The sequence below is a fragment of the Cruoricaptor ignavus genome (assembly GCF_014961145.1).
GTDB classification, from domain to species: domain Bacteria; phylum Bacteroidota; class Bacteroidia; order Flavobacteriales; family Weeksellaceae; genus Cruoricaptor; species Cruoricaptor ignavus.
The window spans coordinates 2,068,168-2,094,570 of the sequence record NZ_CP063145.1 but is presented as its reverse complement, the minus strand read 5'-3'; the positions used below and the strand labels follow the sequence as shown (position 1 = coordinate 2,094,570).

The following is a 26,403-nucleotide window of genomic DNA, read 5'->3' as shown; positions in this document are numbered from 1 at the left end:
TAAAAATATTATGCAGGTAGATATCAGAAGGCTGAATCTCAGCGATTTTGATGAGTTGATCGAGGTAATGAAGAAATCCTACCCGGAGATGATGGACGATGTCTGGGAAAAGCGAAGCATACAGAAGCTGATCTCGATATTCCCGGATGGGCAGATCTGTGTGACGGTGGACGGGAAGGTGGCTGCGGCGTGCCTCTCCATCATCGTTCAGTACGAGCTATACGGCGACGATCATACTTATGCTGAAATTACCGGGAACTCCAGCTTCAATACCCATTACAACTCCGGCAATGTGCTGTACGGCATCGAGATGTTTGTAGATCCGGAATACCGCTCGCTGCGGCTGGGCAGGCGCCTCTACGATGCCCGCAAGGAGCTTTGTGAAAAACTGAACCTTCGGTCGATAATCGTGGGCGGGCGAATCCCAAACTATCACAAATACAGCGCGGAAATGTCGCCAAGGCAATACATCCACAATGTTCGCAAGCAGGAAATTTACGATCCTGTGCTTACTTTCCAGCTTTCCAATGGGTTTCAGCCCAAGCGGATTCTGAAAAATTATTTGCCGGGAGACAAGTTTTCCGGTGAAAATGCCGTTCTGCTGGAGTGGAGCAACATCTACTACAGCCGCAAGCCCAATACGATGCAGGACAGCGTAATCCGCCTCGGGCTGGTGCAGTGGCAGATGCGCCAGTTTAAAAATGTGGAGGAATTTTATGAACAGGTAGAGTTTTTCGTGGATGCGCTGGGCAGCTACAAATCGGATTTCGTGCTCTTCCCCGAATTTTTCAATACGCCTCTGCTCGCGCTTTTCAACCACCTCTCCGAGAGGGAAAGTATGCAGGAACTGGCAAAACTTACGGAGCAGATTAAGCAGAGAATCTCCGAAATGGCTATTGGCTACAATGTGAACATCATCTGCGGCAGCATGCCGTACGAGGAGGCCGGCGAGCTTTACAACATCAGCTACCTCCTGCACCGCGACGGCAAAATAGATGAGTACCGCAAAGTGCACATCACCCCGCACGAAAGGAATTACTACGGAATGAGGGGCGGCAATGAGATTAAAGTTTTCGATACGGACTGTGGGAAAATCGGTCTCGTAATCTGCTACGATGTAGAATTCCCGGAGCTTTCCCGCCTGCTAGCAGACCAGGGGATGAAGATACTCTTCGTGCCGTACCTCACCGATACGCAGAACGCCTATACCAGGGTGCGCCACTGTGCCGCGGCACGCGCGATAGAAAATGAGTGCTATGTAGCCATCTCCGGCTGCGTGGGCAACCTGCCGGGGGTGAAGAATATGGACATCCAGTATGGCCAGGCAGCGGTATTTACACCTTCGGATTTCGCTTTTCCATCCAACGCCATCAAAGGGGAAGCCACGCCGAATACGGAAATGACGCTGATTGTGGACGTGGACCTCAACTTGCTGAAGGAGCTACACCACTACGGATCCGTGCAGACGATGACTGACCGAAGGCGGGATCTCTACGAGATCTCGCTAAGAGAATAATAAAACGAATCCGCCGGCTGAGTTTCCGGCGGATTTTTTCATTAAAGTTTAAACTCAAGCTTAGCGTTAAAGAAACGCCCCGTGAGCCGAACTGGCACGCCGTAGATTGAGCTACTCGTCACATCGCTCACCCATTGATTAGCCACGGTATTGTTGATGTTGAACGCGTTGAAAACCTGCACGCCAAGCGAAAGCTCTTTAAAATTTCCCCAGAAATTCCCAGAAGCTTTGAAATCTTTCTGGTCTATGAAAATTTTCGACAAACCGATATCCACCCTTTTGTAAGCCGGCAGGGTTTTCTGGTAACCATACGGCGCGTAAGGATTCGGCTGATTCGTTACCGGATCAATGCTGATAGGCGCACCGGTCGGGAGTCCGCTGCCGTAGGTCAGTGTAAGGTTTACACGCATACTTGGGAAAACCGGCATATAATCCTGATAGAACATCGAGAAGCGGAAACGCTGGTCAGTAGGCCTTGGGATATTTCCCCTGTCGTCAATATTTTCGTAAGCCCTGGCATAACTTGCTGAAATCCAGGAATCTACACCTGGAACAAATTCACCGAAAAGCCGTGCATCGATTCCGTAGGCATAGCCTTTCGAATTATTTTCACCGAAATATCTGGTGCGAACATTGTCCACATAATACGGAATCAGCTTGTTCAGATTTTTGTAATAAGCCTCGGTCGTCAGCTTAAAAGGCCGCTGAAACATTGAGAATTCATAGTCATTACCCAGGATAATCTGCAGAGATTGCTGCGCCTTGATGTTCGGATTGAAGCTGCCATCCAGCGCCTTGATTTCCTTGTAAAACGGCGCCTGGTAGTACAAACCGCCGGCAATCCGGAAGAGCATATCTGCATTCCAGTCCGGCTTAATTGCAAACTGAACCCTTGGGCTCACCAGGGTTTCGCCGTTGTAAGACCAGTGCTGCGCACGCACACCAGCATTGATGAATACGCGGTTTCTGTCCCACATCATTTTCTTGGAAAACTGCGCATAGCCGGAAATTCGGCTTGGCGAGATGTCGTTTTGCCCGCTGATTAAATAGCGCAGCTTCAGATCACCATCATTTACCGGGAAAGGATTATCCATATCTCTTGGTGATGTATATCCCAGATAATCAATCAGTTGCCATTCATTTGTAAGGTCTTCGATTTTCTCCTTCTCAAATTTCACGCCCACTTCAAAATCCGTGTTTACATTTGGTGAAAACCGTGTTCTCAGCTGGCTTCCGAAGGTGCGGATGAAGAGGTCGTTTCTTGCGTGGTCGATTTGTCCGCCGGCATCATACGAAGGCAAGGGTTCGCCGGAAATAGGGTCGAAAGTTTGCAGCATATAGCCGGAAGCTAGGCTGTAATACTCTCTCTCGCGATTTTGATAGGCAAAATTATCAAGCGTTACGCGCCAATTTCTATTCGGTTTAAAATTTAAGCTCAGCGTTCCCATCATATTTTTGTAGCGGTCGTCTTCCCTACCGTTGTAGAAAACCGTCAAACGGATGGGCTGAAGTGCCGTTCCAAAATCGATGTCCTTTTGCTTCGGCACCATCTCATAATCATTCTTCGAGTAAAAACCGAGGAAAGAAATATCCAGCTTTGGATGCGCCGCATAATTCAGGTAAGACTGCACATCGATGTAGGTCGGGTTGAAATCCGTATCCTCATTCAGCGTGTTCAGCACAAGGTTCGTATTCCTGTATCTACCTGAAACTAAGGCTGTTAGCTTTTTATTCTTCGTTGCAAAACCGCCGGTCAATCTTCCGCCAATCAAGCTTGCTTCGCCGGAAAGTTCCATTTTCTCTGGCTGACGATAATAGATGTTCAGCGCGGATGACATTTTGTCACCATACCTCGCCTCAAAACCTCCCGCCGAAAAATTCACCACCGAAACCATATCAGGATTAATGATGCTCATCCCTTCCTGCATCGAATTTCGAATCAAAAACGGCCGGTAAATTTCAATGTCATTTATGTAAATCAAATTCTCATCGTAGTTTCCGCCACGCACCATATATTGCGAGGAAAGTTCCGTGTTGGAATTTACGGAAGGCAGCGTTTTCAGCACGCCCTCAATTCCGCCCGCTGCCGAAACCACTTGCTGTGCGGCCTTTGCGGAAATACTCTGGTTGGTAAGGTCGGTATCTTTCGGCCTGCCCTTTTTCTGGAAAACAATTTCCTCTATCTGATTTTCCTTCTGCTCTTCCTGCGCCAAAGCGAAAAGCGGCGCCAAAGCTGAAACGAATAAAATGAGCTTTTTCAATGCTTGAAATTTAAGTTCTGCAAATTACTAATTTTCCAGAATTGCCTGCCTGATTCTTATTAATTTTTCAAGCAGATTTTCCAGCTGATGCAGCGGCAGCATATTGGCACCGTCCGATTTTGCGCAGCTTGGCTCAGGGTGCGTTTCCAGGAAAATGCCGTCCACACCTGCTGCAATGCCAGCCTTTGCGATGGTCTCTATCAGCTCCGGTTTTCCGCCCGTAATGCCAGAATTTTGGTTGGGCTGCTGCAGAGAATGCGTGGCATCCAGAATTACGGGTGCAAATTTCTGCATCGTGGGAATTCCGCGGAAATCCACGATTAAATCGGTGTAGCCGAAGGAATTGCCGCGCTCAATTATCGCCACTTTTTCATTGCCGGAATCCCGAACTTTCTGCACGGCAAACTGCATACTTTCCGGCGAGAGAAACTGCCCTTTCTTTATGGTGACGGCCTTTCCCGTTTTTGCAGCAGCAACCAGCAGATCCGTTTGGCGCGCTAAAAATGCGGGGATTTGCAGCACATCTACAAACTGCGCCGCCAATTCTGCGTGATGATTTTCGTGAATATCCGTAGTTACAGGAATCTGAAAAGTCTGCCCTATTTTTTGCAAAATCTTCAAAGCCTTCTCATCGCCAATGCCGGTGAAGGAATCCACCCTGGATCTGTTCGCTTTTTTGAAGCTGCCTTTGAAGATGTAAGGAATTTCATATTTCTCGGAAAGCCGCACGATTTCTTCCGCAATCTTCATCGATAAATCTTCATCCTCAATTGCACAAGGCCCAGCAATCAGAAAAAAATTGCGGGAATTTTTATGGCGGATTTTTTCTAAATGCTGAATCATAAATGAAAATTATTGCGTGGCACGGATTACGCGGTTGGTGATTTGCTCCAGTTTTTCATTGGTATAAGTGGAATCGTAGTCGTTCATCACCTCGAAAATATATTGGTAAAACGGCGTAATTTTCTGTACTTTTTCGGATTCCCGATAGGCTTTGTCCCTGCCCATCATCTCCAGGTCTTTTATAAATGCATTAAACCTTTTGTCAACTGGCTCTATGGAGCTCACCAGATAGGCGTAAGCCTTGTCTCGCTGTCCGAGTTTTTCATAAGCATCCGAAACTGCGGAAACTACAAGCGAATATTCAAAAGGTTTCAGCCGCATCTGCCTGGCTGCAAATCTTTGATTTTGAGGATCAAGAGATGCGTAATAGTCGTATTCTTTGAAGATGCCCTTCTTCAAATCTTCGGCTAGTTTCAGGCCTTTCGCTTCCTGTCCGGAAATGATGTAGCCGTAAACTATCTGACTCAGGGAGCGCGGGTCGTTAAATTTATCCGAAGGGATTTCCTTTGCCGCAAGGTCCAGGATCTGCGCCGCACGCTGTGTTTCTCCTTTCAGCGCCAAAGCCTCTGCAGCGCGTGCCGCGGAGGCGCGGTAGCTGATGATGTTAGAGGTGCTGGTTTCATCGAAATGCACGGACCTGTCTTTAAAATTCCCCCATCGGAAATTCTTCACCGTACGGTAAAGATCCTCTGCATCTACCCTGCCCAGATCGCCGTTTTTATTTTCCGCTGTTCTGATCGGTACTAGGCGGTAGCTAAAGCCGTCAAACTGCAGATAATCATTAAGGTAAAATGTATTATCCTCGCTGTAGATGCCGCCTGAGGAAAAACTGATCGGGCGCCTCCATTCAAAATTGGCAAGGATATCCAAAAGCATCAAATCATTTTTAAACATCGTTTGCTTGCCATAGTCAATCACGATTTGGTCGAGCGCTTCTGGTAGATCTGCCGCGGTGATGATGCCTGCCTTTACTGCATTTTGCTTATTTACCGGCAAAATAAATTTTGAAACCGGGAGGATGTTGAACCTGTCATATTTCTCTTCGCCGAAGAGCATTTTCAGGAGCTGGTCTTTATCCTCTGATTTTGTTTTAAGGAACTGTACTGCCTCCTTCACGGTCATAGAATCCTGCGTTGCAAACTTCCGAAAGCTGGCAAATGCGGTCTGCGGCATACCCTGGGCATTCATATTTTCGAAGAGCCCCTGCCAGGATTCTTTGTCCATCACATAAATCTGGTCATTGCTGCCGTCTCGGTAGTCTTCGTGTACTAGGCTGCTCGGCACGGCATCGGCGTTGTAGGTTTTCCTCCTCACCTGGTCGATGTTCCACGGTGTGGAAAGCAGCGTGAAATTCACGACCTTCACATCATCCCGAAATCTTTCCGTTTCCTGAATTGCCCAAACGGGATAAGTATCATTATCCCCGTAAACAAACAGGATGTCATTTTTTGGCAATGATTTTAAAACAGAGTAAGCATAATCGTAGGCTGCGTATCTTTTGCTCCTGTCGTGCGGGTTGTAGTTCTGGAAGCCCATCATTAACGGAATACCCAGTAGTAGCGCGGAAACAGCGACGGTAGCAGCGTTTTTCTTCACTTTATTTTGGGTAAACCAAAGAATCGCAGCAGCCCCCAACCCAATCCAGATGGCAAAGGCGTAGAAAGAGCCCACCATTGCATAATCTCTCTCCCTTGGCTCAAAGGGTTTCACGCTGGTGTAAAAGATGATGCCCACACTCGTTAAAATGAAGAGTGACAAAATGGCATACCACCTTAGGAAATCTCTATTAGCCTGAAAGAAAAAGCCAATCAAGCCCAGCAGCAAAGGCAGGAAGAAGAATTTCACGGTGGATGCATTGCGGAATTTCGCCGGCATATTATCCTGCTTTCCGTACAATGCATTATCGATGAATGGGATGCCGGAAATCCAGTTGCCCTTCGTGTTTTCCATATTGCCTTCCAGGTCGTTTTGCCGCCCTACGAAATTCCACATCAGGTAGCGCACGAAGTAGTAGGAATTCTGGAAGGAGAAGAAATAATCCAGGTTTTGCGCTAAGCTGGGGCGCTGTACATTTATCAGGTCGTAGGGTTTTACACTGAGATAATCTTCCACCTTTATAGTGCCGTCTTCATACTTCGCCCGCAGCTCATCGTACATCTGTTTTGCCTCCGGGCTGTCGGCATATTCCCCGTTGTAGTTGAACTCGAAATCCGGCGCTCCGTACATGGAAATGTAGTTCGCCATCACGGATTTATCCTCGTTGTACATCCTCGGCAGGAAGCTGGTGTGGTTTTTATTGTAAACATAGTTATATCGATCGCCCACCACTCTGTAGCTGCCAGTTTTTTCATCTTTTTCGTAAATGTCGCCGGTTTTCGTCTGCCTGTAGCTTCCATCCTCGTTGCGCTCGATGCCCTTAGCATCCAGGTAAGCGGTGTAATTTTGCCCGTAAATCGTTGGCCAGTCGCCGTATTGTTCACGGTTGTAATAATCCAGCATCCCGATGGCGGTATCAGGGTTGTTCAGGTTCATCGGTGGGTTGGCATTCGCACGAATCGGGATTACCAGCCAGCACGAAAAACCGATGAGCATAAAAACTACCGACAGAACCACGGTCTGGTAAAGGCCCCTGCCGGATTTCCGCGTCCATTTTATCAGGAAAAAGCAAAGCAGCCCGAGAAGCAAGAATGCGAGCACCGTGCCGGAGTGGAACGGCAGCCCCAGGCCGTTCACCGCGAAGATTTCCAGCCTGCCGAAAAGCGTCATTATCACAGGGAAAATACCCTTGAAAACGATGGCGAGAATCGCAAGTGTGATGAGATTTGCAATAAGGAAACTCCTCCAGCTGAACTCGTATCTTTTGGCATAATACAGCAGGCAGATTGCGGGGATGGAAAGCATACACATCATATGCACCCCCACGGAAAGCCCTGTGACAAAGAATATCAGGATCAGCCAGCGCTCGTTGCCAGGCCTGTCGCTCTCGCTTTCCCATTTTGTGATGAGCCAAATCATCAGGGCGATGAAAAGCGACGCCATTGAATACACCTCGCCTTCCACAGCAGAATACCAGAAGGTATCGGAAAAAGTGAAGCACAGCGCTCCTATTACCCCGGCGAGCAGTATCCAGAAATCATTTTTGGTGCTGATTTCATCAGCGTTTTTATTAAATAAAACTCTCGCCAGGTGAGTAACCGTCCAAAAGAGAAACAAAATGGTAAACGCGCTGAAAAGTGCCGACATCGCGTTGATGACCACCGAGTAATTAGCACCGTTCCCAAATGCAAACATACCCGCCACAGCGCCCACCAGCTGAAACAGCGCAGCACCGGGAGCGTGCGTTACCTGCAGCTTCACGGCAGAAGAAATGTACTCCCCGCAATCCCAGAAACTGAAATTTGGTTCAATTGTTGAGAGATAAGTTACGAATGCAATGGCAAATACTGCCCAGCCAAGTGCCGTATTCCAGCGTTTATAAGTCCAGTTCTTCATAAAAAATAAGAATGTTGCGAAATTAATGTTTTTACCCGAACTCCCGGCAGATTATGCGGCGCATAATTTTTAATTCAGCAATTGTTAATTTTTCTTAATTTTGCACGCAGTTTCTGAGAGGAAAATAGTATTAGAAATGACGAATGTTTATAACAACATACTGGAACTGATCGGTTCTACCCCACTGGTTAAGCTCAACCGCGTTACTGAAGCCATTCCTGCCACGGTATATGCCAAGCTGGAATCCTACAACCCGGGGCACTCCACAAAAGACCGAATAGCCCTCCACATCATCGAAAGTGCGGAAGAAAAAGGCTTGCTGAAGCCTGGCGCCACCATCGTAGAAACCACTTCCGGGAATACCGGCTTTTCCGTGGCAATGGTTTCCATTATTAAAGGTTATAAATGCATACTTGCGGTCTCCGATAAAACTAAGCCGGAGAAAATCGCCTACCTGAAGGCACTCGGCGCCAAGGTTTTCGTATGCCCGGCAAGCGTTCCCGCGGATGACCCCCGCTCTTACTACGAAGTGGCGAAGCGCATCGCTGCGGAAACGCCCAACTCTATTTACATTAATCAGTATTTCAACGAGCTGAATATCGATGCGCATTACCGAACTACCGGCCCGGAAATCTGGGAGCAGACTAAGGGAAAAATCACGCACATCATAGCCTGCACAGGAACTGGCGGCACGCTTTCTGGCTCGGCAAAATATCTGAAAGAAAAAAATCCTGATATTAAAGTCATCGGTGTGGATGCTGATGGCTCCATCCTAAAAACCTATCACGAAACCGGTAAAATCGACAAAAGCGTAATACATCCATATCAAATCGAAGGCTTAGGTAAAAACCTCATTCCCAGTGCTCTTCTTTTTGATTTAGTGGATGAATTTGTAAGAGTTAACGACGAAATGTCTGCCTACCGCACCCGCGAAATCGCAATGAAAGAAGCGATAATGGGCGGCTACACCACAGGTGCCGCTGTTCAGGGGCTCCTGCAATATGCCAACTCGCACCCGTTTACGGAGTCCGATGTAGTGGTGGTTATTTTCCCTGATCATGGCTCGCGGTACATTACCAAAGTTTACAATGACCAGTGGATGGCGGAGCAGGGCTTTACCAACAACTGCATCCACAGCTATGACGAGCTTCACGCTACGGAATTTGTGAAGTAAATTCTTCTCCGCTTTTTACGCAAACGCACAAATTTTAAGTCGAAAACCATTCGAAATAAGGATTCTTTGCATATTTTTTTCATAATAACTCAGCGCTTATGCGTGGATCATCACATCCTTTCCCCAAAATATCACATTCTGATTTTTCTCACCCAGCCTTTGTTTTAGATTTTTTAAATTTGCAGATTATATCTGTTTTATCTGATGGACATTTTTGAACGCATAAAAGAAAATCCCGGCCCGCTCGGTCAGTTTGCGGACTACGGCGAAGGCTACTTTATATTTCCAAGACTCGAAGGCCCTATCGGCCCAAGGATGAAATTTCAGGGCAAGGAAGTCGTATTCTGGTCTGCTAATGACTATCTCGGTATGTGTAACAACTCAGAAGTTCTGGAAGCCGATGCCAAGGCTGCAGCGGAATACGGAATGTTCTACCCTATGGGCGCGCGCGCGATGTCGGGCGAGACGGATGAGCATTTGGCATTGGAAAAGGAGCTGGCAGATTTCGTAAACAAAGAATCTGCCTATGTGCTGAATTTCGGTTATCAGGGGATGGTTTCCGCGATTGATGCTCTGGTTTCTCGCCACGATGTAATTGTGTACGACGCGGATTCTCACGCCTGCATCGTTGATGGCGTAAGGCTGCACATGGGAAAAAGCTTCACCTTCCGCCACAATGATATGGAATCGCTTGAGAAAAATCTTGAGCGCGCAACGAAGGTAGCGGAGGCCAACGGCGGCGGAATCCTCGTAATCACAGAAGGTGTTTTCGGTATGCGCGGAATGCAGGGCAAAATTAAAGAAATTTGCGAGCTGAAAAAGAAATTTAACTTCCGGCTCCTGGTTGATGATGCCCACGGTTTCGGTACTTTGGGAAAAACAGGCGCAGGTGTCGGTGAAGAGCAGAACTGCCAAGAGCAAATCGATGTTTATTTTTCTACTTTTGCAAAATCTATGGCAGGGTTTGGAGCGTTCCTCGCCGGGGATGCGGAAATTATCCGCTACCTTAAGTTTAATCTGAGGTCGCAGATTTTTGCTAAATCTCTAACGATGCCGATGGTAATAGGGGCAAGAAAGCGTCTTGAGATCCTAAAATCGCAGCCTGAAATCAAGGCTAAGCTGTGGGAAAATGTTCATAAACTTCAAAATGGGCTGAAAGACCGCGGATTTAACATCGGGCTAACCAACACCTGCGTAACACCTGTAATGATTGAAGGAACGCCAGTAGAGGCTACCTTACTCGTCAAAGACCTTCGTGAAAATTTCGGAATTTTCACTTCTGTAGTTGTTTACCCGGTGATTCCGAAAGGGATGATTTTGCTGAGGCTGATCCCTACTGCTGCGCATACCGATGAAGAAATCAATGAAACTCTTGCGGCATTTGAGGCACTTCACGATAAACTTGTAAGCGGATATTACAAAGATGCCGCAGAGAAATTGCTCAAAGAAGAAAATCTTAGCTTTAAACCTATATAATTCGATAATAAGCACTCTTAGTGGGTGCTTTTTTAATTTTTGAAATGACGAATCTTGAAAAGCGTGTGGCGGCTTTTGAAACCAGCTTTAACCATATTGATAATACATTAAAGAAATTTGAGAAGGCCCTCAGTGATCTGAAGAATGCGCAGGCCGACTTGCAAAAGCTCGAAGAATATTATTATAATGGCTGGGCAGAGGACCTGGAGGCCGACAGACGCGGAGAAATATCGAATGGTATCAACCGTGGGATTCTTTCTGAGGATGCAATTTACAATCTGCTTGGGGAAAGCCGTTCTATTGGTGTCGAAATGATTAAAGTAGCAATAAAAATGGTTGAGTAATGTACTAAATTAAATGATAAAAAAAAATCCGGCAATTTTGTTTGCCGGATTTTTTATTTTAAAATTTGATCAGTCTGCTAAAATAATACCTTTATTGTCTTTAAATTCCACCACACCGCCTTTGATGTCATAGCCGAAATATTGTCCTGCAGAGCCATTTCTTTGCTCGAAATTTTTGCTGTAATCACCAACTGAACTATTATAAAGCTTAATTTCTCCTTCAGTCAAAGCGGAAACAATTGAGGCGTGATTATTCAGTATGTGAAACTCGCCATTGGAGCCAGGTACCTGCACTGATTTTACCTCGCCATCGAATATAACAGCTTCCGGTGTAAGTATTTTAATGTTCATCTTTTATTCTTTAAGCTCACTTTAGGCATTTTCAGCAAGCATTTTCTCACCGGCATCGATGGCTTCCTGAATGGAGCCTTTCAGGTTGAAAGCTGCTTCTGGAAGGTGATCCAGTTCACCATCGATAATCATATTAAAGCCTTTGATTGTATCCTTGATGTCAACCAGCGCACCAGGAATTCCGGTAAACTGTTCTGCAACGTGGAATGGCTGAGAAAGGAATCTCTGAACTTTTCTCGCGCGGTAAACTACCTGCTTATCTTCTTCGGAAAGCTCTTCCATACCAAGAATTGCAATAATGTCCTGCAATGCCTTGTATCTCTGAAGAATCGCCTTCACACGCTGAGCGCAGTTGTAGTGGTCTTCACCCAGAATTTCCGGCGTAAGGATTCTTGAAGTGGAAGCCAGCGGATCTACCGCAGGATAAATTCCCAGGGAAGCAATCTTTCTATCAAGTACCGTAGTTGCATCCAGGTGGGCAAAAGTAGTTGCAGGTGCAGGGTCCGTCAAGTCATCCGCAGGAACATACACCGCCTGAACGGAAGTAATGGAACCGTTTTTCGTGGAAGTAATCCTTTCCTGCATCGCCCCCATTTCAGAAGCCAGCGTAGGCTGGTAGCCCACCGCAGAAGGCATACGCCCAAGAAGCGCGGAAACTTCGGAACCTGCCTGCGTAAAGCGGAAGATGTTATCCACGAAGAAAAGTACATCACGGCCTTGCCCAGATTCGCCGCCATCACGGTAATATTCCGCCAAAGTAAGGCCGGAAAGGGCAACGCGCGCCCTTGCACCAGGTGGCTCGTTCATCTGCCCGAAAACAAATGCCGCCTTGGAATCCTTCATTTCTTCAAGGTCTGCCTTGCTCAAATCCCAGCCACCGTTTTCCATCGAGTGCATAAACTCTTCACCATATTTAATGATGCCGGATTCCAGCATTTCACGAAGAAGGTCGTTACCTTCACGCGTTCTTTCGCCAACACCTGCAAACACGGAAAGTCCGCCGTGTCCTTTAGCAATGTTGTTGATAAGCTCCTGAATCAATACGGTTTTGCCAACACCAGCACCTCCGAAAAGCCCGATTTTCCCGCCCTTTGCATAAGGCTCAATCAGGTCGATAACTTTAATACCTGTAAACAAAACTTCCGCCGAAGTAGAAAGCTGATCAAAGTGCGGAGCCTCTCTATGGATCGCCCTTCCGCCCTCTTTTGAAAGCTCAGGCAAACCATCGATGGCATCGCCCACCACATTGAAAAGCCTTCCGTTCACACCATCTCCTGTAGGCATCGTAATCTGCGTACCAAGGCTGATAACTTCGTGCCCTCGTTGGAGGCCGTCCGTCGCATCCATCGCGATACACCTTACCACATCTTCGCCGATGTGCTGCTCCACTTCCAGAATTAGTTTCTCCCCGTTATCCTTCGTTACCTGCAGTGCATCATATATTTGCGGAAGCTGTTCAACTTCTGAAAACACAACATCGATTACCGGTCCTATGATCTGCGAAATTTTACCTTTAATTTGGTCCGCCATTACTCTTTTTTGTTTTTTGCAAATATAAGAATTGTTAAGTTTTTTGCAATTGTCCCAAAAAAGATTTTTGTCATCTTTGCAGTCAAATATTTCAGTTTGGAAATTATCAGAGATCTCCGAAATTACTCCAATACCAAAGGCCTAGCGCTGACCATAGGGATGTTTGATGGGGTGCATCTCGGGCACCAGCAGATTCTGCGGCAGCTTAACGATGTAGCAAAAAGAAGCAGCCTGGGGAGCGCCGTGCTTACCTTCTGGCCGCATCCCCGAAAATTTTTCAGTGCGGATGATAATTTCCGACTGCTGAATACACCCGAGGAAAAGAGTGCATTGCTGCAGAAATTCGGGGTGGAAAATCTTTTTATCCAGGAATTTAATGATGATTTCCGAAACCTTGAGGCGGAGGATTTTGTGAGAAAAATTTTATCAGACAAACTAAATGTCAAGCACTTAATCATTGGGCACGACCACACTTTCGGGAAAAACCAGAACGGAAATTTCGACCTCCTAAAGCGACTGGCACCGGAATGCGGATTTACAACAGAGCAGATTCAAGCAATAGAAAATTCTGAAAATGAAATCATTATCTCTTCTACAAAAATCCGCGAAAGCCTGCAATCCGGCAATATTCTCTCTGCAAACCGGATGCTGGGGTACGCCTATCCTCTGACCGGGAGGGTAATTCACGGAAAGAAAATCGGGCGCACCATTGGGTACCCTACTGCCAATCTTGAAGTAAATCCTGATAAACTTTTACCGAAAAAGGGCGCCTACATCGTAGAGGTTTTCCTTGGTGTGGAGCAGCACGCAGGTATGATGAGCATCGGCACGAACCCTACCGTGAACGGGCAGCAGCTTACTGCGGAGGTCTATATCCTGAATTTCAGCGGGGATATCTATGGCGAGGATTTAACGGTGAGATTCAGGGATTTCCTCCACGAAGAGATAAAGTTTGAAAGCCTTGAAAAACTGATTGAAAAACTTGACGAGGATAAAATCAAGACGGAAAATTTTCACTTCTGAAGTGCTGTAAGCTGTTTCTTTGTTAGATTTTTTACAACGAGATTGTAAGAATCGTCTATCAGTTCACGGAGAAGCTCTGCCGGCAAATCATCAACAAAAACCGAATTCCAATGCTTTTTATTCTGATGCCACCCAGGCTGAATCGACGAATAATCTTCCCGTAGCTGCAGATTTTTCTCAGGGGTGTTTTTGAGGTTAATAAAGACCGGCTTTCTCTCAAGATCGATAAGCAAGAACATCTTACCTGAAACCTTAAATACGAGGAGGTTTCCCCCGAAGGGAAAGCTCTCTTCAGCCGCAGGTTTCAAAAGCGCGTAATCCCGGATTTCCTCGGTATTCATTGAAAGCGTTAGCGTAGATGCTTCACGATGGCATCGCTCGATGGCTTCGTGGCACTGTTGAAGGAATCGATCAGCCGTCCGTTCTCATCAATCAGAAATTTTGTAAAATTCCAAAGAATTTTGGAATCTTTTACACCATTGAGATTTTTATCAGTCAAATACTGAAAAATCGGTGCAATATCACTGCCTTTTACGGAAACCTTGGCAGCCATTGGAAATGTGACTCCATAGTTTTTCTGGCAAAATTCACCAATCTCTGCATTGGTACCCGGCTCCTGCGACATAAAATTATTTGCAGGGAAGCCTACCACCACCAGTCTGTCTTTATTCTCGTCGTAAAGATCTTGTAAATCAGCGTATTGCGGGGTAAATCCACATTTTGAGGCCGTATTTACAATCAAGATTTTCTTTCCCTTAAAATCTGCAAAATCTATCGTGCCACCATCCAATGACTCCACTTTGTAATCATAAATTGAAGTAGGAGTGGCTGCAGCCTGCGCCGCTGATTTTTGGCTGTTAGTACATCCCGATAAAAAAGCGCCCACAGTAAGCAGAATGATGAATAATTTTTTCATAGCCTAAAACTTAAAAGTATTAGCAGGAAATTCTTTATTTATTTCTATCTTGTTGATAATCAACACATAATTACTCTCGTTCTTCTCAGATTCAGATTCTATTCTGAACGGCATCGTATAGCTTTTCACCTTCCTGAAATCGCTGTACCGCAGGGTTTCATCGCCCTTCTGCTCCTGCACCAGCAAGTGTGTGGCGGCGTCAAAATAATACACTGCCCGCTCACGGTTTTTGCTTAGTTCTATTTTGTGGCAAATTTTATTTCCGAGCTTTTCTTTACCCAAATATTTAATTTCGTAACCTTTGAGTTTCCAATCCAGGAAATCGCTGTCGAAAGACTCCGCTTTGTATCCCGGGTACTCCTGCATCTTATTCGCGGCATAATTCATAGCATAGCCTTTCTTCCCATCGTAGCCCTCGATTGCCACATCCTTTCCCTGCAAGGTTATGATTGTTTTGGTTAAATTCGGCCTCTGCTGATAGATTTTCACGGGGTATTCCTCCTTAAGCCCCAGGATCGCCCTGCCCTGCAGGAGAATGGAATTTAGCGATTTCCAGTTTTGTCGACCTCCGGTAAGCTCAATATTTTTATTGAGGATTTCCTGCGCAGTCTGCGCAGTGCCGAGTGCAGACAGGAAAAATAGAATTAGCGTGAAAAAATGTTTCATTAAAGGTGGTTTTCGGCAAAATTACTTTTTTAAATGAAAACTCTGCAAAATAGCCCTGGCGCGTTCCAAATCGGCAGGCACATCTATGCCCACGCCCACAAAATCCGTTTCCACCATCTTTATCTTCATCCCGTTTTCCAGGTAGCGCAGCGCCTCTATTTTTTCGGTTTTTTCCAATGGTGATTGTGGCAATGTGGCGAATTTCAGCAGCGCATCTTTCCGGAACGCATAAACGCCGATATGCCTAAAGTATTCAGGCTCAAGGCTTTGCTCTCGGTGGAAAGGTATTGCTGCCCTGCTAAAATACATCGCAAATCCATTTAAATCCGTGATGACTTTCACCGCATTTGGATTTTCGATTTCTTCTTTCTCGTTAATTTTTATTTTTAACGAAGCCAGCGAAATCTCGTTTTTTTCATCCTTTTTAAAAACATCAATCAGCTGCTGCAATGGTTCTTTTTTCAGGAAAGGCTCATCACCCTGAACATTTACAACTATCTCACAATCAATGGTTTGCACAGCTTCCGCAATTCTGTCACTTCCTGTTTCGTGAGTTCCGGTCATCACCGCTTTTCCACCGATTGAAATAATTTCGTCAAAAATAATTTCCGAATCCGTAGCCACAAAAACTTCCGAGAAAAGCCCGGTTTCCCGCACATTTTGATAGGTCGTGCCGATTACGGTTTTCTCGCCGAGCTTCTGCATCAGTTTCCCGGGAAACCGCGATGCATCGTACCTTGCGGGAATTACGGCAATGATTTTCAAGATCAAAGATTTAGGCTGGCCCTTACCTGCTGAATTTTATTTTTCAGCTGCTCCAATTTAGTTTCAAAATCAGCAATATTCTCCAGGCTGTCCTTCACTGAAACATAGAATTTTATTTTCGGTTCCGTTCCGGAAGGCCTTACGCAAACCTTCGTGCCGTCTTCTGTGTACCAGATTAATACATTGGATTTTGGAATTTCATCCATCACAGAAGTTGCGTTAGTTCTGAGGTCTGTGGTAGTTTGTTCCTTATAATCTTCCACGATTTCCACAGGAGAACCAGCCAATTCTTTCGGCGGATTTTCACGGAAATTCTTCATCATCAGCTGTATTTCTTCCGCACCTTCCCTGCCCTTCTTCACCACATTTATCAGGCCTTCGCTGTAAATTCCAACTTGTTTATAAATGTCAATCAGGTATTCAAACATCGATGAACCCTGCGCTTTGTAGAGCGCCGCGATTTCACAGGCTAAAAGAATTGAGCCGCAGGAATCTTTATCCCGAACGAAATCGCCGGTCATAAAACCGAAACTTTCTTCGCCGCCACACACAAATTTTTCCGTGCCTTCAGCATCGCGAATCATTTTTCCAATCCATTTAAAGCCCGTCAAACCAGCCTTGCAAGTTACACCGAATTTTTCCGCAATGTCGAAGAAAATATCCGAGGTTACAATCGTAGAGCCAATGAATTCCCGGCCTGTTATCTTGCCTGCCTTCTTCCATTGGTCAAGGATGTAATAGGTTAAAATTGTGTTGGTCTGGTTGCCGTTCAAAAGCTGCATTTCGCCGTTCAGATTGCGCACGGCAATTCCCAGCCTGTCTCCATCAGGATCGGTACCTATCACAATATCGGCATTCGTAATTCTCGCCAAATCCATCGCCATTCCCAGCGCTGCAGGCTCTTCAGGATTCGGGCTTTCAACGGTCGGGAAATTTCCAGAAGGCACCATCTGCTCTTCCACCATATCCACTTTTTTGAAACCTGCCTTCTCCAACGCTCTTGGAACGGTGGCATAGGTGGTCCCGTGAATTGAAGTGAAGACGATGTTCAGATTTTCGTAGCCAGTTTTTTCCTTTTGGTAAAGGGAATTTTCAATGCAGGCATCGATGTAAACTTCATCCTGTTCTTCGCCAATCCACTCAATCAGCTCATCATTTCCGTTGAAGTTAATCATCTCATACTGAGTATCATACACCGCCTTGATGATGTTTTCATCGTGCGGGGGAACCACCTGAGCGCCATCGTTCCAGTACACTTTGTAGCCGTTGTATTCCGGTGGATTGTGGGATGCCGTAAGCACGATTCCTGCATTACACTTCTTATTTCTAACGGTAAATGAAAGTTCTGGCGTAGGCCTGTGATTTTTAAACAGCAAAACTTTGATGCCGTTCGCAGTGAGAACATCCGTCACAATTTTCGCAAATTCCTTGGAATTATTGCGGACATCGTATGCAATGGCCACCTTGATTTCTTCGTTCGGGAACTGCTCGTGAAGATAATTGGCAAGGCCTTGCGTAGCCTGCCCCAGCGTATATTTGTTCAGCCGGTTCGTGCCCACGCCCATAATTCCGCGCATTCCGCCGGTTCCAAATTCCAGCGCACGGTAGAAGGAATCGTCCAAATCCGGCGATTTTGAGTTGATGAGCATTTCCACGGCAGCACGCGTTTCTTCGTCGAAACTTTCGCCGAGCCAAAGCTGCGCCCTTTCCAGTGATGTCAATTCATTAACCATATTTTTGTGATTTTAGTCTAATTTCTTGTTGTTCACAGTTGCCGATTTATCACTATTAAAAGCGCGAACCGGCTCATTATAATACAGAAGTTGCGCGGTGTTCCGCACATTTCCCTTGATGGAATCCTTCACATTCACTTCTGCATATCCACCGTTTTTAAAGTCTAAATCCAAAGTTCCGATTTGGAAATACGGTGCAATAACACTTGCAGTATCAGCAATCTGCATCGCCGATTTTTTACTGAAACCCGTGAAATTCGCCTTGCTCAAATTCTTCATTTTTATCTCGGCAAAATCCGTGTTCAGCGCACCGATAAACTTCGCCTGGTCTTTCAGTTCAATCTCAATCTGCGGATTATTCAATGCACCGGAAACATTCACTTCCACCGAATCTGCCACCGAAATTCTTCTCAGTGGATTTTTGGCATAAACCGTCACAGTATAAAAATCCACACCGGAAACTTCCCTTTTCTCACTGATATTCAGCACATTAGCTTCAACATTTATCTTCAGGTTATCCGCAAAATTCGGGTAGGTTTCCACATTCACAAAACTTGAATCGCTGCCTGCCAAAAACACCCGAAACTTTCCATTCAAATTTAGCGAATTAAAATCTTCCACGCTAATATGTTTCGCCACGATTTCACCTTTCGGCGAAATTTTTCCGCAGGAAAAAATAATCAGTAAAAAAAGGAAATGCCAGGTCTTCATCTTCTGTTAAAAACGAAATTCAACTTTTGCGGAATATAAGCCTGAAACTGCGGGTTTGAATTGAAGTGCGGCACTTGATCGGCAATTGCCTGAGGTACGATGAACTGGTCAATCTGATCGGAATGATTTGGTGCGATTTCTAACCTGAGGTATTGCTGAAGATGCGATTCCGAAGAATGTAAAATATTCAGGTAAAACTGCTCCTTCAAAGATTTCACCAGTGCATCCAAAGATTTATACTGCGTCATGATTTTCTTTCTTTTAAATAAAAAACCGATTTCCACAACACTTAAAGCACTGATGTATAGCGTATTAGAAAAATCAGACAAAATATTCCTGACTTCAGGCGAGAATTCATCTTCTTCACCTAAAATCATAAAAATGGCAATATTTGTATCGAGAAGATAGCGCATCTATTTCAAAACCGCCCTCATATCCAGTATTTCGCCCGTTCCCTTATGCCTCAAAACAGCTTCCCAGGTTTTCGAGATTTTCTTCGGCTCTTCAGCCTTAGTTACCTGCTTTTTTGGTGCCGGTTTTTTCTTTAATTTTTTGGGGGTTATATCGTTCGTTTCCATTTTTCCTTTTTTACAAATTTACAGAATTTCCTCTACCTGATAATGTTTTTGGCCACGCGAAGTTCTGATAATCAGCTCGCCCAAAAAACCGGCGATGAAAAGCAGCGTGCCCAAAATCATCATAGTAAGCGAGATGTAAAACCACGGATTTTCTGCAATCAGGTTGCCGTAAATGTTCTTGGCATACACTTCGTACAGCTTTGAAATGCCCAGCCAAAAGGCCGCCAGAAAACCTATGATAAACATCAGGGTACCCACCGCACCGAAGAAATGCATCGGCCTGCCGCCAAATTTGCTCACGAACCAAAGCGTAATCAAATCCAGATAGCCGCGCACAAACCTATCGGCACCGAATTTCGAAACGCCGTAGGGCCTTGCCTGGTGCTGCACCGGTTTCTCCGTGATTTTTTTGTAGCCGGCATTCGATGCCAAAACGGGAATCCAGCGGTGAAGATCGCCGTAAACATCCACCGATTTCACCACCTGATTTTTGTAGGCCTTCAGTCCGCAGTTGAAATCGTGCAGCTTCACGCCAGAAAGCCGGCGCGCCGAAGCATTGAAAAGTTTGGACGGCAGATTTTTCGTCAAGGCGTTATCATAGCGTTTCTTTTTCCAGCCGGAAACCAAGTCGAAATCTTCCACGGCAATCATCCGGTAGAGCTCCGGAATTTCTTCGGGAAAGTCCTGCAAATCAGCATCCATCGTGATTACCACATCACCCTGAACCTTTTCAAATGCAGCGTGAAGCGCCTGAGATTTTCCGTAATTCCTGGAAAATTTAATGCCCCTAACCTGCGGATTCTGCACCTTGAGATTTTCGATAATTGCCCACGACAAATCCGTGCTGCCATCATCCACAAACCAAATATCGTACGGAATTTGGTTGGCACGGCACACCTTATCCACCCTTGTGAAAAGCTCCTCCAGCGAATCCTGCTCATTCAGGAGCGGAACGATTACGGAAAGTGTTGGGTTTTTCAATGTCTCAAATTTTTATGGATAAAATCTAATGCTTCGGTTGGTGAAAAAATTTCAACTTCCGCGCCCGAAAAATCTCTTAAATTTCTTGTGACGAAGCCGCTAAGATTTTCAATTTGCAAAGAACAAAAAATCTGAACGGCATCTTCAAAGTCCGGATAATCCGATTTCAGCGCCTGAATAACCATCCCGTTTTTCACATCTAAAACTTTGATTAATTCTGAAAGCTCAAGCAAATTTTTCCGCACGGCTTTATCCGGATGAATTTTCCGCATTAAATAATGTACGGTCACGAAAGAATGGCTGCTGCAAAAAAGCGCGATTTCCCTGCTTTCAGCGTAAGCAAAAATCTCTCGGGAAGCCTTGTAGAACGGAACTCTGCCACTCAGAAAATCTACGATGATGTTGGTATCAAGGTAAAAATTCATAGGCCGTATTTTTCCCGATAATATTCGTCCAAAGCTTTCTTTTCATCAAAATCCTTCGGCAAGGGAAGGCTTCCGCCCAAAGTTTCAACCTTGGATTTTCCTACGCTATCTGTTTCGGAATCGACCATTTCCTTTAAAAAATTGTTGACGATTTTGGATAAACTTTTTTGATGGCCTTTCGCAAAAATCTTGGCTTTTTCCGCCACACTCTGTTCTATCGTCAAAGTCAGTTTGGTTGTCATTTCCGTATGATTTTTACAAATATACGGCATTCTTTTTTAGGATGGATTTCTCGTGCGGAAAAAACTTCCGAAAAACAGCGACAGCAAAAGGTAAAACGCACAATACCCAGCAAATACATATCCGAAATTTTTCGCCGTGAAAACATCCTCGTTTTTCGCTTCCTTTGCTGCAATCCGCACTTTGGCGTCTGCATATTTCTGCTCCAACTCCTTATCCTCGTCAGAATTCGGAATCACGATTTTTTTCGCCTTCTGATATTCATCTTCCAAAGACTGCTTGAAACTCTCAATAAATTGATAATTAAGGAGTTGCTTCGTATCCTTGTCGATATAATTGATGTAAGCGAACATCGTGGCTGTCGTCAAAATACCGCCTACAAACATCGGCACAAATGCCCTTCCGTAGGCATCGCGAAAACTCACCTTGCGCTTCGTTCTGCCCTGATAATACACCGAAAGAAAGGCACCCACACCTGAAAGAAGCGGTGCCACAAATGCTGCCACAATCATCGTATTCCGGTAATAATTGACATCCCGAAAGAAAATATTCAGCACGAAAAAAATGCCCGCAGTAATTATAAATATCAGAAAACCAACAACATACGGATTTCTTGCAAACTTCATCATCTTTCTATACCCTCTCTTTTGTTTTTTAAATTTTGTTAAATTTCCTGAAATGCGTATCTTTGCAGCGGCAAGTCCTACACAACCAGCTCCTGAAAATCCTCCAGGGTGGGAACGCAGCAAAGGTAATCGGTTGTAGCGGTGTGATGTAGGTCGCTTGCCATTTTTTATTTCTAAAGTTCGAAATGCTCGCCAAGTTCCGGCAAAGTAAATTCGATATTTCTTTCCGCAAAATGTTTTTTCGCCTCATCGTGATTGATGGTAATCGGCGGAAATGTATCGAAATGGCAACCCACAACCTTCTGCGTTTTCAGCAGTTCAGCCGCCGCAAAACTCGCCTTCTTCGCGCACATTGTGTAGTGCGAGCCCACCGGTAATATTGCCGCCGAAATTTCTCCGAAAAGCTTCGGGAAGTATGCCATATCAGCCATTACACCTGTATCTCCGGCAAAATAAATATTCTTCTCTTCCAAACTGAAAATGTAGCCGCAAGGTTTACCACCGTAGCTTCCATCGGGAAAACTGCTGGTATGCTGCGCCGGAACCATAGAGATTTCCAGGCCGGAAAGTTTCGCAGTGCCACCAAGATTAATGTCGATGCTTTTCGGATGATTGAAATGCCCGCAAATTTCCGGCTGACCGATAACCGTGGCTTCCGGATGATGCTTCAGCACTTCTTCCACATCAGCGATGTGATCCTGATGAGCGTGCGTAATCAGCACATAATCAATCTTTTGCGCTGAAATATCGAAGCCGGATTTTTCCTTCTGAAAATTATAAAATGGATCCGTAATAATCGTAATGCCATCGTGCTCAATCAGGAAGCAATTCTGCCCAAGGAATGTGAATTTCATATTTATAGATTTAAGATTTTAGAGCCAGGAAACAAGGCTGCAGAGCCGAATCTCAAGCCGTCGTTTTTACTTTTTTATTATCAATATCATTTCCGAATGCCAAATTTAAAACTTCAAACTTACCCAAGATTTAATCCTGCAGAAAGCAAAACCGCCATCATCAAAGTCAATATACCTACCTGCTTCAAGTACGGATCCAGAAGGCCTGGCTCTTTGATTGAGAGGATTTTCCGACGCAAACTCATCATCGGGAAAATTAAAATCATCACGATGAATGGGTAATATTTTCCACTTTGGAAAAAGCCCTGAAGCCCAAGCCAAACAAGGATCAGAAGCAGCGGCAATTGCAGCAATAGCATTTGGTAAAGCATCGCATTTCTGTAGCCAATTCTCAGCGCCAGCGATTTTTTCCCGGAAACCCGGTCGCTTTCTATGTCACGCATATTGTTCAGGTTCAGCACTGCGGCGCTCATCATCCCGATGGCTGATGCAGGTAGCAAAATCTGCCAGTCGAACGATTTGGTGAAAAGAAAATAGCTGCCGCAAACTGATACCAGGCCGAAAAACAGGAACACCATCAAATCGCCCAAGCCTAAGTAACCATAGGGTTTTTTGCCGATGGTGTAGCCAAGTGCCGCCAGAATGCAGGCAATTCCCAAGCCGATGAAAATCCAGAAATCCCGCCCAAAATCCGGCGCGAAAGCGCGCCAAAGCAAGGCAACAGTAGCGATGAAAGAAACTGCCGACATCAGGATGACGGCGGTTCGCATCTGTTTTTCCGTTACTCTGCCGGAAGAAACCACCCGCTGTTCCGCCTCGTTGACGCGCAGTTTATCGGTGCCCTTTATGCCGTCGCCATAATCGTTCGCATAGTTGGAAAGGATTTGGTAAAGCAGCGTGACGAGCATTGCCAGCGCGAAAATCAGCCAGTCCCAATGCTCGCCGTTTTGGCGAAGTTTCCAGCGTGCGATGAAGCTGCCGGCAATCACACCGCTTACAGAAAGCGGCAGCGTTCTCAGCCTTGCGGCTTGCAGCCAGGGATTTTTTTTCGTATTATTTTTTGCCAAAAATTTTTACTTTTAAAATGTTTTGCCGTTTCTTTCATACAAAACCTGCCCGCGTCTTTCGATATGGTCTTTCAGGCTGTCGCTCTGCAAGAGATGAAAAACCGAAATATCAAATAGATAAGGGAGTGAGGAATCATCAAACCTGCCCCAAAGTGCGCTGGCGGTATTATTCGTCACATTTTCGCCAAAAAGCGTGATGTCAATATCGCTACCCTCCCTGTAATTTCCCATCGCACGGGAACCGTAGATTACGACTTTCTCTATTTCCGGAATTTTTTCAAACTCGGAATAAAGCACTTCCAGCGTGGTATCCTTCAGCCCGAATTTCATTTCAAGGATTGCATTTTTTCGATAAAATCTACAAACAGTTCGTAGTAACGGTTCTTAATTTTCTGCTCGATTTCCTCCACCAGACTTTCATTGTAAGTATGCACCGTGCGAATTCTGTCGTCAATCATTTTCATCCAAATTTCTCCCTCAGAAATTAATCCAAAACTGAAAGCCTGCCTCACAGCATCACGGCTTCCTGTAATTCCAGCGATACCCTGATAAGTAAGATAATCTTTCATAAGCTTCCAGGCCAATTCATATGTGAATTCAAAGCACTGAATAAGCCCCAGTTCTTCGAATTCGTTCAGCTCATCTTTTTCGAGAAATCTTGTGAGCTGCGCTACCGCACTTTCATAGTGCTCCAGCCTTTGCTTCCACCGTACATCGCCTTCCATCAATTATCGCTTATCTCTTATCAAATATCACTAAGAAATCCACTGATTCTCGCCGAAATCCGGTTTGCGCTTTTCCAAGAAAGCATTGCGGCCTTCCTTCGCTTCGTCCGTCATATAGGCGAGCCTCGTGGCCTCGCCCGCAAATACCTGCTGGCCCACCATTCCATCGTCCGTCAGGTTCATCGCAAATTTCAGCATTCGTATGGAAGTCGGCGATTTTGCCAGAATTTCCTGCGCCCATTCAAAAGCCGTGTCCTCCAGCTTAGCGTGTGGGATTACCGCATTTACCATCCCCATTGCTTCGGCATCTTTGGCAGAATAATTTCTACCCAGGAAGAAGATTTCCCGCGCCTTTTTCTGCCCCACCATTTTAGCTAGATAGGCTGATCCGTAGCCACCGTCAAAACTCGTAACATCGGCATCGGTCTGCTTGAAAATTGCGTGCTCTTCGGAAGCCAGCGTCAAATCGCACACCACATGCAGCGAATGTCCGCCCCCTACTGCCCAGCCGTTTACCACGGCAATTACAACCTTTGGCATAAAGCGGATGAGGCGCTGCACTTCCAGGATGTTCAGCCGATGCCTGCCATCATCACCCACATAGCCCTGATGCCCCCTTGCTTTCTGATCGCCGCCGCTGCAAAATGCGTGAACGCCGTCCTTCGGGCTCGGACCTTCACCAGTGAGCAAAACCACGCCGATTGACGAATCTTCGTAAGCATCGTAAAACGCCTCGTAAAGTTCCGAAGTGGTTTTCGGGCGGAAGGCATTGCGCACTTCAGGCCTATTGAAAGCGATGCGTGCCACGCCGCCACATTTTTTATAGGTAATATCATCAAATTCCCTCGCGGTTTTCCAATCTGCAGTCATAATTTAATTTTGTGTAAAGATACGGCTTTGAGATATTTTAGAATTTTTTGCTTAATTGGTAAGAATCCGTTCCATTCGCAACAAATAAAAATCCCGACTTTCCGCCGGGATTCATTTTGAAATTTAAAAAATTCTACCATCTTGTTTTCAGTACAATCTCACCGAGAGATTTCAGCTGATCCTGACTTGTGGATACTACCCTGCCGCCTTTGGAAATTACTTCCCACGCAATCAGGCTCGTAATATCGTCTATTACGCCGGGCTCTTTAGAATCCTCCTTGATTTCAAATTCCCTCTCACCGGTCATTTTCACAGGCTGCGTGAAATCGCTGTGTACCATCAGCAGTTCGCCGTTGCCATCCTTTGCCGCCAGATAAATATCCAGCAAATCGGTAATCACTTTTCCTTCGGAAACCGCTGCCTGCAGCTCTTCTATCGCTTCCGTTCTTTCGTGCTGCATGTTCTCCTTCACGATTTCCCAGGCCTGCTCTGCAAGCTGATGCGGTTTCTGCTCACCGTGGTCAATGTGCCCATAGCCAATGTAGATCTGCGGTCTTGTAGCCACATCCTGCAGGCCGCTGTAGTTGCCTTCGGTTGTTATCACCACCACCTTCAGATTTTTGTCCAGTTCATTGATGTAATGAACCAGCGCTTTATCCACATCGCGGTAGAATTCCTTCATCACATTATCGCCATACTCCGCGTCGCTTTCGCGCTGCTTCGGCACATAGTGCGGGTTTTCGTGGTATGGGAATGCTTCGGAATCCACTTCTTCCACCACATTTCCGTTTTCGCAAAGGTAGAGTTTCGCACCATCCACAGCAAGCTGCAGCACCATATACCTTCTCGCCCTGTTGTACTCTATTACCAGAGGTCTCAGCGCAAAATGGTCATCGATGTAAACGGAATTTTCTGCAACTGGCCAGGTAGATTTTACGATTTCCTCCGTATCGTTGGAAATGTAGATGTGCAGGCTGTCCAGCAGATAATTGATGTCGATTTTATCGTGCAGTGCATCCAGTTTTTCAAGAACGCCGCTCACTTCCCTGTCGCTAAATTCCTCGTGGATTCTTTCTTTTGCCTCGCTGATAAGGTTTTTTAGAACGATGCCATCCTGCTGATTATCAGGGTGTGTGCGGTGCGTGTTCAGCGAAATGGTAACGCACGGGTTGTTCTGTTCTGTCGCAATTTTCTCTAAAATGCTTTTAATGCTCATTGTATAAAAAGTTTAAAAAA

28 protein-coding genes and 1 other RNA gene are annotated in these 26,403 nt (G+C 45.6%); 6 read left to right on the top strand and 23 right to left on the bottom strand.

Annotated elements, in window-relative coordinates; all coding sequences use genetic code 11:
- Positions 1–10: 10 nt before the first annotated feature.
- Complete coding sequence (locus IMZ16_RS10160; RefSeq protein WP_073180534.1) at positions 11–1,516, top strand: bifunctional GNAT family N-acetyltransferase/carbon-nitrogen hydrolase family protein; 1,506 nt, start codon at positions 11–13, stop codon at positions 1,514–1,516.
- Between the two features lie 41 nt (positions 1,517–1,557).
- Here the strand turns inward: IMZ16_RS10160 and IMZ16_RS10155 are convergent, their stop codons facing one another.
- The 3 genes from IMZ16_RS10155 to IMZ16_RS10145 are packed head-to-tail and all read right to left on the bottom strand — an operon-like array spanning position 1,558 to position 8,112.
- Complete coding sequence (locus IMZ16_RS10155; protein WP_193439941.1) at positions 1,558–3,777, bottom strand: TonB-dependent receptor plug domain-containing protein; 2,220 nt, start codon at positions 3,775–3,777, stop codon at positions 1,558–1,560.
- Positions 3,778–3,804: 27 nt separating this feature from the next.
- Positions 3,805–4,620, bottom strand: a complete 816-nt coding sequence (gene kdsA, locus IMZ16_RS10150) for a 3-deoxy-8-phosphooctulonate synthase (RefSeq protein ID WP_193439940.1) — start codon at positions 4,618–4,620, stop codon at positions 3,805–3,807.
- 9 nt (positions 4,621–4,629) lie between these two features.
- Complete coding sequence (locus IMZ16_RS10145) at positions 4,630–8,112, bottom strand: glycosyltransferase family 117 protein (RefSeq protein WP_193439939.1); 3,483 nt, start codon at positions 8,110–8,112, stop codon at positions 4,630–4,632.
- Between the two features lie 136 nt (positions 8,113–8,248).
- Between IMZ16_RS10145 and IMZ16_RS10140 the strand changes: the two genes are divergently transcribed.
- From IMZ16_RS10140 to IMZ16_RS10130, 3 genes are all read left to right on the top strand, one after another.
- On the top strand, positions 8,249–9,286 hold the full coding sequence (locus tag IMZ16_RS10140; protein WP_193439938.1) for a PLP-dependent cysteine synthase family protein: 1,038 nt from the start codon (positions 8,249–8,251) through the stop codon (positions 9,284–9,286).
- A 204-nt stretch (positions 9,287–9,490) separates the two neighbouring features.
- Positions 9,491–10,762 carry an aminotransferase class I/II-fold pyridoxal phosphate-dependent enzyme gene (locus IMZ16_RS10135; RefSeq protein WP_193439937.1) on the top strand — a complete coding sequence of 424 codons (1,272 nt, stop codon included), beginning with the start codon at positions 9,491–9,493 and terminating at the stop codon, positions 10,760–10,762.
- 44 nt (positions 10,763–10,806) lie between these two features.
- The gene (locus IMZ16_RS10130; protein ID WP_193439936.1) at positions 10,807–11,106 is read left to right on the top strand and encodes a DUF4298 domain-containing protein; all 300 of its coding nucleotides are present in this window, start codon (positions 10,807–10,809) and stop codon (positions 11,104–11,106) included.
- Between the two features lie 69 nt (positions 11,107–11,175).
- Here the strand turns inward: IMZ16_RS10130 and IMZ16_RS10125 are convergent, their stop codons facing one another.
- A complete protein-coding gene (locus IMZ16_RS10125; RefSeq protein ID WP_193439935.1) occupies positions 11,176–11,457 on the bottom strand; it encodes a FoF1 ATP synthase subunit delta/epsilon in 282 nt (93 codons plus the stop codon).
- 21 nt (positions 11,458–11,478) lie between these two features.
- Positions 11,479–12,987, bottom strand: coding sequence for a F0F1 ATP synthase subunit beta (gene atpD, locus IMZ16_RS10120; RefSeq protein WP_073180549.1), 1,509 nt, complete (start codon positions 12,985–12,987; stop codon positions 11,479–11,481).
- Between the two features lie 96 nt (positions 12,988–13,083).
- On the opposite strand from atpD, the gene IMZ16_RS10115 reads away from it, so the two are divergent.
- Positions 13,084–14,010 (top strand): bifunctional riboflavin kinase/FAD synthetase, encoded by a 927-nt coding sequence (locus tag IMZ16_RS10115; RefSeq protein WP_193439934.1) that lies wholly within the window; start codon positions 13,084–13,086, stop codon positions 14,008–14,010.
- Here IMZ16_RS10115 and IMZ16_RS10110 read toward each other — a convergent pair.
- From IMZ16_RS10110 to IMZ16_RS10055, 12 genes are read right to left on the bottom strand one after another with little or no spacing between them, the layout of a single operon-like run.
- Positions 14,001–14,351 carry an MmcQ/YjbR family DNA-binding protein gene (locus IMZ16_RS10110; protein WP_193439933.1) on the bottom strand — a complete coding sequence of 117 codons (351 nt, stop codon included), beginning with the start codon at positions 14,349–14,351 and terminating at the stop codon, positions 14,001–14,003. The genes IMZ16_RS10115 and IMZ16_RS10110 overlap by 10 nt on opposite strands.
- An 8-nt stretch (positions 14,352–14,359) precedes the next feature.
- Positions 14,360–14,926 carry a glutathione peroxidase gene (locus IMZ16_RS10105; RefSeq protein ID WP_193439932.1) on the bottom strand — a complete coding sequence of 189 codons (567 nt, stop codon included), beginning with the start codon at positions 14,924–14,926 and terminating at the stop codon, positions 14,360–14,362.
- A gap of 3 nt (positions 14,927–14,929) precedes the next feature.
- Complete coding sequence (locus IMZ16_RS10100) at positions 14,930–15,592, bottom strand: LolA-like protein (protein WP_193439931.1); 663 nt, start codon at positions 15,590–15,592, stop codon at positions 14,930–14,932.
- A 21-nt stretch (positions 15,593–15,613) separates the two neighbouring features.
- Positions 15,614–16,357 carry a 3-deoxy-manno-octulosonate cytidylyltransferase gene (gene kdsB, locus IMZ16_RS10095; RefSeq protein WP_193439930.1) on the bottom strand — a complete coding sequence of 248 codons (744 nt, stop codon included), beginning with the start codon at positions 16,355–16,357 and terminating at the stop codon, positions 15,614–15,616.
- 2 nt (positions 16,358–16,359) lie between these two features.
- Entirely contained in the window at positions 16,360–18,090 is a 1,731-nt protein-coding gene (locus IMZ16_RS10090; RefSeq protein WP_394368274.1) for a phospho-sugar mutase, read from the bottom strand.
- Between the two features lie 12 nt (positions 18,091–18,102).
- A complete protein-coding gene (locus IMZ16_RS10085; protein ID WP_193439929.1) occupies positions 18,103–18,801 on the bottom strand; it encodes a GIN domain-containing protein in 699 nt (232 codons plus the stop codon).
- Positions 18,798–19,214 carry a type II toxin-antitoxin system VapC family toxin gene (locus IMZ16_RS10080; protein ID WP_193439928.1) on the bottom strand — a complete coding sequence of 139 codons (417 nt, stop codon included), beginning with the start codon at positions 19,212–19,214 and terminating at the stop codon, positions 18,798–18,800. Before IMZ16_RS10080 ends, IMZ16_RS10085 begins: the two co-directional genes overlap by 4 nt.
- Positions 19,215–19,379, bottom strand: coding sequence for a hypothetical protein (locus IMZ16_RS10075; RefSeq protein WP_193439927.1), 165 nt, complete (start codon positions 19,377–19,379; stop codon positions 19,215–19,217).
- 18 nt (positions 19,380–19,397) lie between these two features.
- The gene (locus tag IMZ16_RS10070; protein WP_193439926.1) at positions 19,398–20,360 is read right to left on the bottom strand and encodes a glycosyltransferase family 2 protein; all 963 of its coding nucleotides are present in this window, start codon (positions 20,358–20,360) and stop codon (positions 19,398–19,400) included.
- Complete coding sequence (locus IMZ16_RS10065; RefSeq protein WP_193439925.1) at positions 20,357–20,785, bottom strand: type II toxin-antitoxin system VapC family toxin; 429 nt, start codon at positions 20,783–20,785, stop codon at positions 20,357–20,359. The genes IMZ16_RS10070 and IMZ16_RS10065 overlap by 4 nt, the downstream gene beginning before the upstream one ends.
- The gene (locus IMZ16_RS10060) at positions 20,782–21,027 is read right to left on the bottom strand and encodes a DUF6364 family protein (protein ID WP_073180566.1); all 246 of its coding nucleotides are present in this window, start codon (positions 21,025–21,027) and stop codon (positions 20,782–20,784) included. The genes IMZ16_RS10065 and IMZ16_RS10060 overlap by 4 nt, the downstream gene beginning before the upstream one ends.
- A gap of 36 nt (positions 21,028–21,063) precedes the next feature.
- On the bottom strand, positions 21,064–21,654 hold the full coding sequence (locus IMZ16_RS10055) for a DUF4199 domain-containing protein (protein ID WP_227411523.1): 591 nt from the start codon (positions 21,652–21,654) through the stop codon (positions 21,064–21,066).
- A gap of 65 nt (positions 21,655–21,719) precedes the next feature.
- On the opposite strand from IMZ16_RS10055, the gene ffs reads away from it, so the two are divergent.
- An RNA gene (ffs, locus tag IMZ16_RS10050) (signal recognition particle sRNA small type) lies at positions 21,720–21,817 on the top strand.
- A gap of 7 nt (positions 21,818–21,824) precedes the next feature.
- Here ffs and IMZ16_RS10045 read toward each other — a convergent pair.
- From IMZ16_RS10045 to IMZ16_RS10020, 6 genes are all read right to left on the bottom strand, one after another.
- Complete coding sequence (locus IMZ16_RS10045) at positions 21,825–22,505, bottom strand: metal-dependent hydrolase (RefSeq protein WP_193439924.1); 681 nt, start codon at positions 22,503–22,505, stop codon at positions 21,825–21,827.
- A gap of 119 nt (positions 22,506–22,624) precedes the next feature.
- A complete protein-coding gene (menA, locus tag IMZ16_RS10040) occupies positions 22,625–23,572 on the bottom strand; it encodes a 1,4-dihydroxy-2-naphthoate octaprenyltransferase (protein ID WP_193439923.1) in 948 nt (315 codons plus the stop codon).
- 12 nt (positions 23,573–23,584) lie between these two features.
- Positions 23,585–23,902 carry a nucleotidyltransferase domain-containing protein gene (locus tag IMZ16_RS10035; RefSeq protein WP_193439922.1) on the bottom strand — a complete coding sequence of 106 codons (318 nt, stop codon included), beginning with the start codon at positions 23,900–23,902 and terminating at the stop codon, positions 23,585–23,587.
- The gene (locus tag IMZ16_RS10030) at positions 23,899–24,297 is read right to left on the bottom strand and encodes a nucleotidyltransferase substrate binding protein (RefSeq protein WP_227411522.1); all 399 of its coding nucleotides are present in this window, start codon (positions 24,295–24,297) and stop codon (positions 23,899–23,901) included. The genes IMZ16_RS10035 and IMZ16_RS10030 overlap by 4 nt, the downstream gene beginning before the upstream one ends.
- Positions 24,298–24,327: 30 nt before the next feature.
- Entirely contained in the window at positions 24,328–25,167 is an 840-nt protein-coding gene (locus tag IMZ16_RS10025; RefSeq protein ID WP_193439920.1) for a 1,4-dihydroxy-2-naphthoyl-CoA synthase, read from the bottom strand.
- Between the two features lie 133 nt (positions 25,168–25,300).
- A complete protein-coding gene (locus tag IMZ16_RS10020; protein WP_193439919.1) occupies positions 25,301–26,383 on the bottom strand; it encodes a baeRF3 domain-containing protein in 1,083 nt (360 codons plus the stop codon).
- Between the last annotated feature and the right edge of the window lie 20 nt (positions 26,384–26,403).

Excerpts from the sequence above, each read along its gene's own strand:
- IMZ16_RS10160 (WP_073180534.1), top strand. The coding sequence starts at position 11 with ATGCAGGTAGATATCAGAAGGCTGAATCTCAGCGATTTTGATGAGTTG.
- kdsA (WP_193439940.1), bottom strand. The coding sequence starts at position 4,620 with ATGATTCAGCATTTAGAAAAAATCCGCCATAAAAATTCCCGCAATTTT.
- IMZ16_RS10145 (WP_193439939.1), bottom strand. The coding sequence starts at position 8,112 with ATGAAGAACTGGACTTATAAACGCTGGAATACGGCACTTGGCTGGGCA.
- IMZ16_RS10140 (WP_193439938.1), top strand. The coding sequence starts at position 8,249 with ATGACGAATGTTTATAACAACATACTGGAACTGATCGGTTCTACCCCA.
- IMZ16_RS10135 (WP_193439937.1), top strand. The coding sequence starts at position 9,491 with ATGGACATTTTTGAACGCATAAAAGAAAATCCCGGCCCGCTCGGTCAG.
- IMZ16_RS10130 (WP_193439936.1), top strand. The coding sequence starts at position 10,807 with ATGACGAATCTTGAAAAGCGTGTGGCGGCTTTTGAAACCAGCTTTAAC.
- IMZ16_RS10125 (WP_193439935.1), bottom strand. The coding sequence starts at position 11,457 with ATGAACATTAAAATACTTACACCGGAAGCTGTTATATTCGATGGCGAG.
- atpD (WP_073180549.1), bottom strand. The coding sequence starts at position 12,987 with ATGGCGGACCAAATTAAAGGTAAAATTTCGCAGATCATAGGACCGGTA.
- IMZ16_RS10110 (WP_193439933.1), bottom strand. The coding sequence starts at position 14,351 with ATGAATACCGAGGAAATCCGGGATTACGCGCTTTTGAAACCTGCGGCT.
- IMZ16_RS10105 (WP_193439932.1), bottom strand. The coding sequence starts at position 14,926 with ATGAAAAAATTATTCATCATTCTGCTTACTGTGGGCGCTTTTTTATCG.
- IMZ16_RS10100 (WP_193439931.1), bottom strand. The coding sequence starts at position 15,592 with ATGAAACATTTTTTCACGCTAATTCTATTTTTCCTGTCTGCACTCGGC.
- IMZ16_RS10090 (WP_394368274.1), bottom strand. The coding sequence starts at position 18,090 with ATGGTTAATGAATTGACATCACTGGAAAGGGCGCAGCTTTGGCTCGGC.
- IMZ16_RS10085 (WP_193439929.1), bottom strand. The coding sequence starts at position 18,801 with ATGAAGACCTGGCATTTCCTTTTTTTACTGATTATTTTTTCCTGCGGA.
- IMZ16_RS10080 (WP_193439928.1), bottom strand. The coding sequence starts at position 19,214 with ATGCGCTATCTTCTCGATACAAATATTGCCATTTTTATGATTTTAGGT.
- IMZ16_RS10075 (WP_193439927.1), bottom strand. The coding sequence starts at position 19,379 with ATGGAAACGAACGATATAACCCCCAAAAAATTAAAGAAAAAACCGGCA.
- IMZ16_RS10065 (WP_193439925.1), bottom strand. The coding sequence starts at position 20,785 with ATGAATTTTTACCTTGATACCAACATCATCGTAGATTTTCTGAGTGGC.
- IMZ16_RS10060 (WP_073180566.1), bottom strand. The coding sequence starts at position 21,027 with ATGACAACCAAACTGACTTTGACGATAGAACAGAGTGTGGCGGAAAAA.
- IMZ16_RS10055 (WP_227411523.1), bottom strand. The coding sequence starts at position 21,654 with ATGATGAAGTTTGCAAGAAATCCGTATGTTGTTGGTTTTCTGATATTT.
- IMZ16_RS10045 (WP_193439924.1), bottom strand. The coding sequence starts at position 22,505 with ATGAAATTCACATTCCTTGGGCAGAATTGCTTCCTGATTGAGCACGAT.
- IMZ16_RS10035 (WP_193439922.1), bottom strand. The coding sequence starts at position 23,902 with ATGAAATTCGGGCTGAAGGATACCACGCTGGAAGTGCTTTATTCCGAG.
- IMZ16_RS10030 (WP_227411522.1), bottom strand. The coding sequence starts at position 24,297 with ATGGAAGGCGATGTACGGTGGAAGCAAAGGCTGGAGCACTATGAAAGT.
- IMZ16_RS10025 (WP_193439920.1), bottom strand. The coding sequence starts at position 25,167 with ATGACTGCAGATTGGAAAACCGCGAGGGAATTTGATGATATTACCTAT.
- IMZ16_RS10020 (WP_193439919.1), bottom strand. The coding sequence starts at position 26,383 with ATGAGCATTAAAAGCATTTTAGAGAAAATTGCGACAGAACAGAACAAC.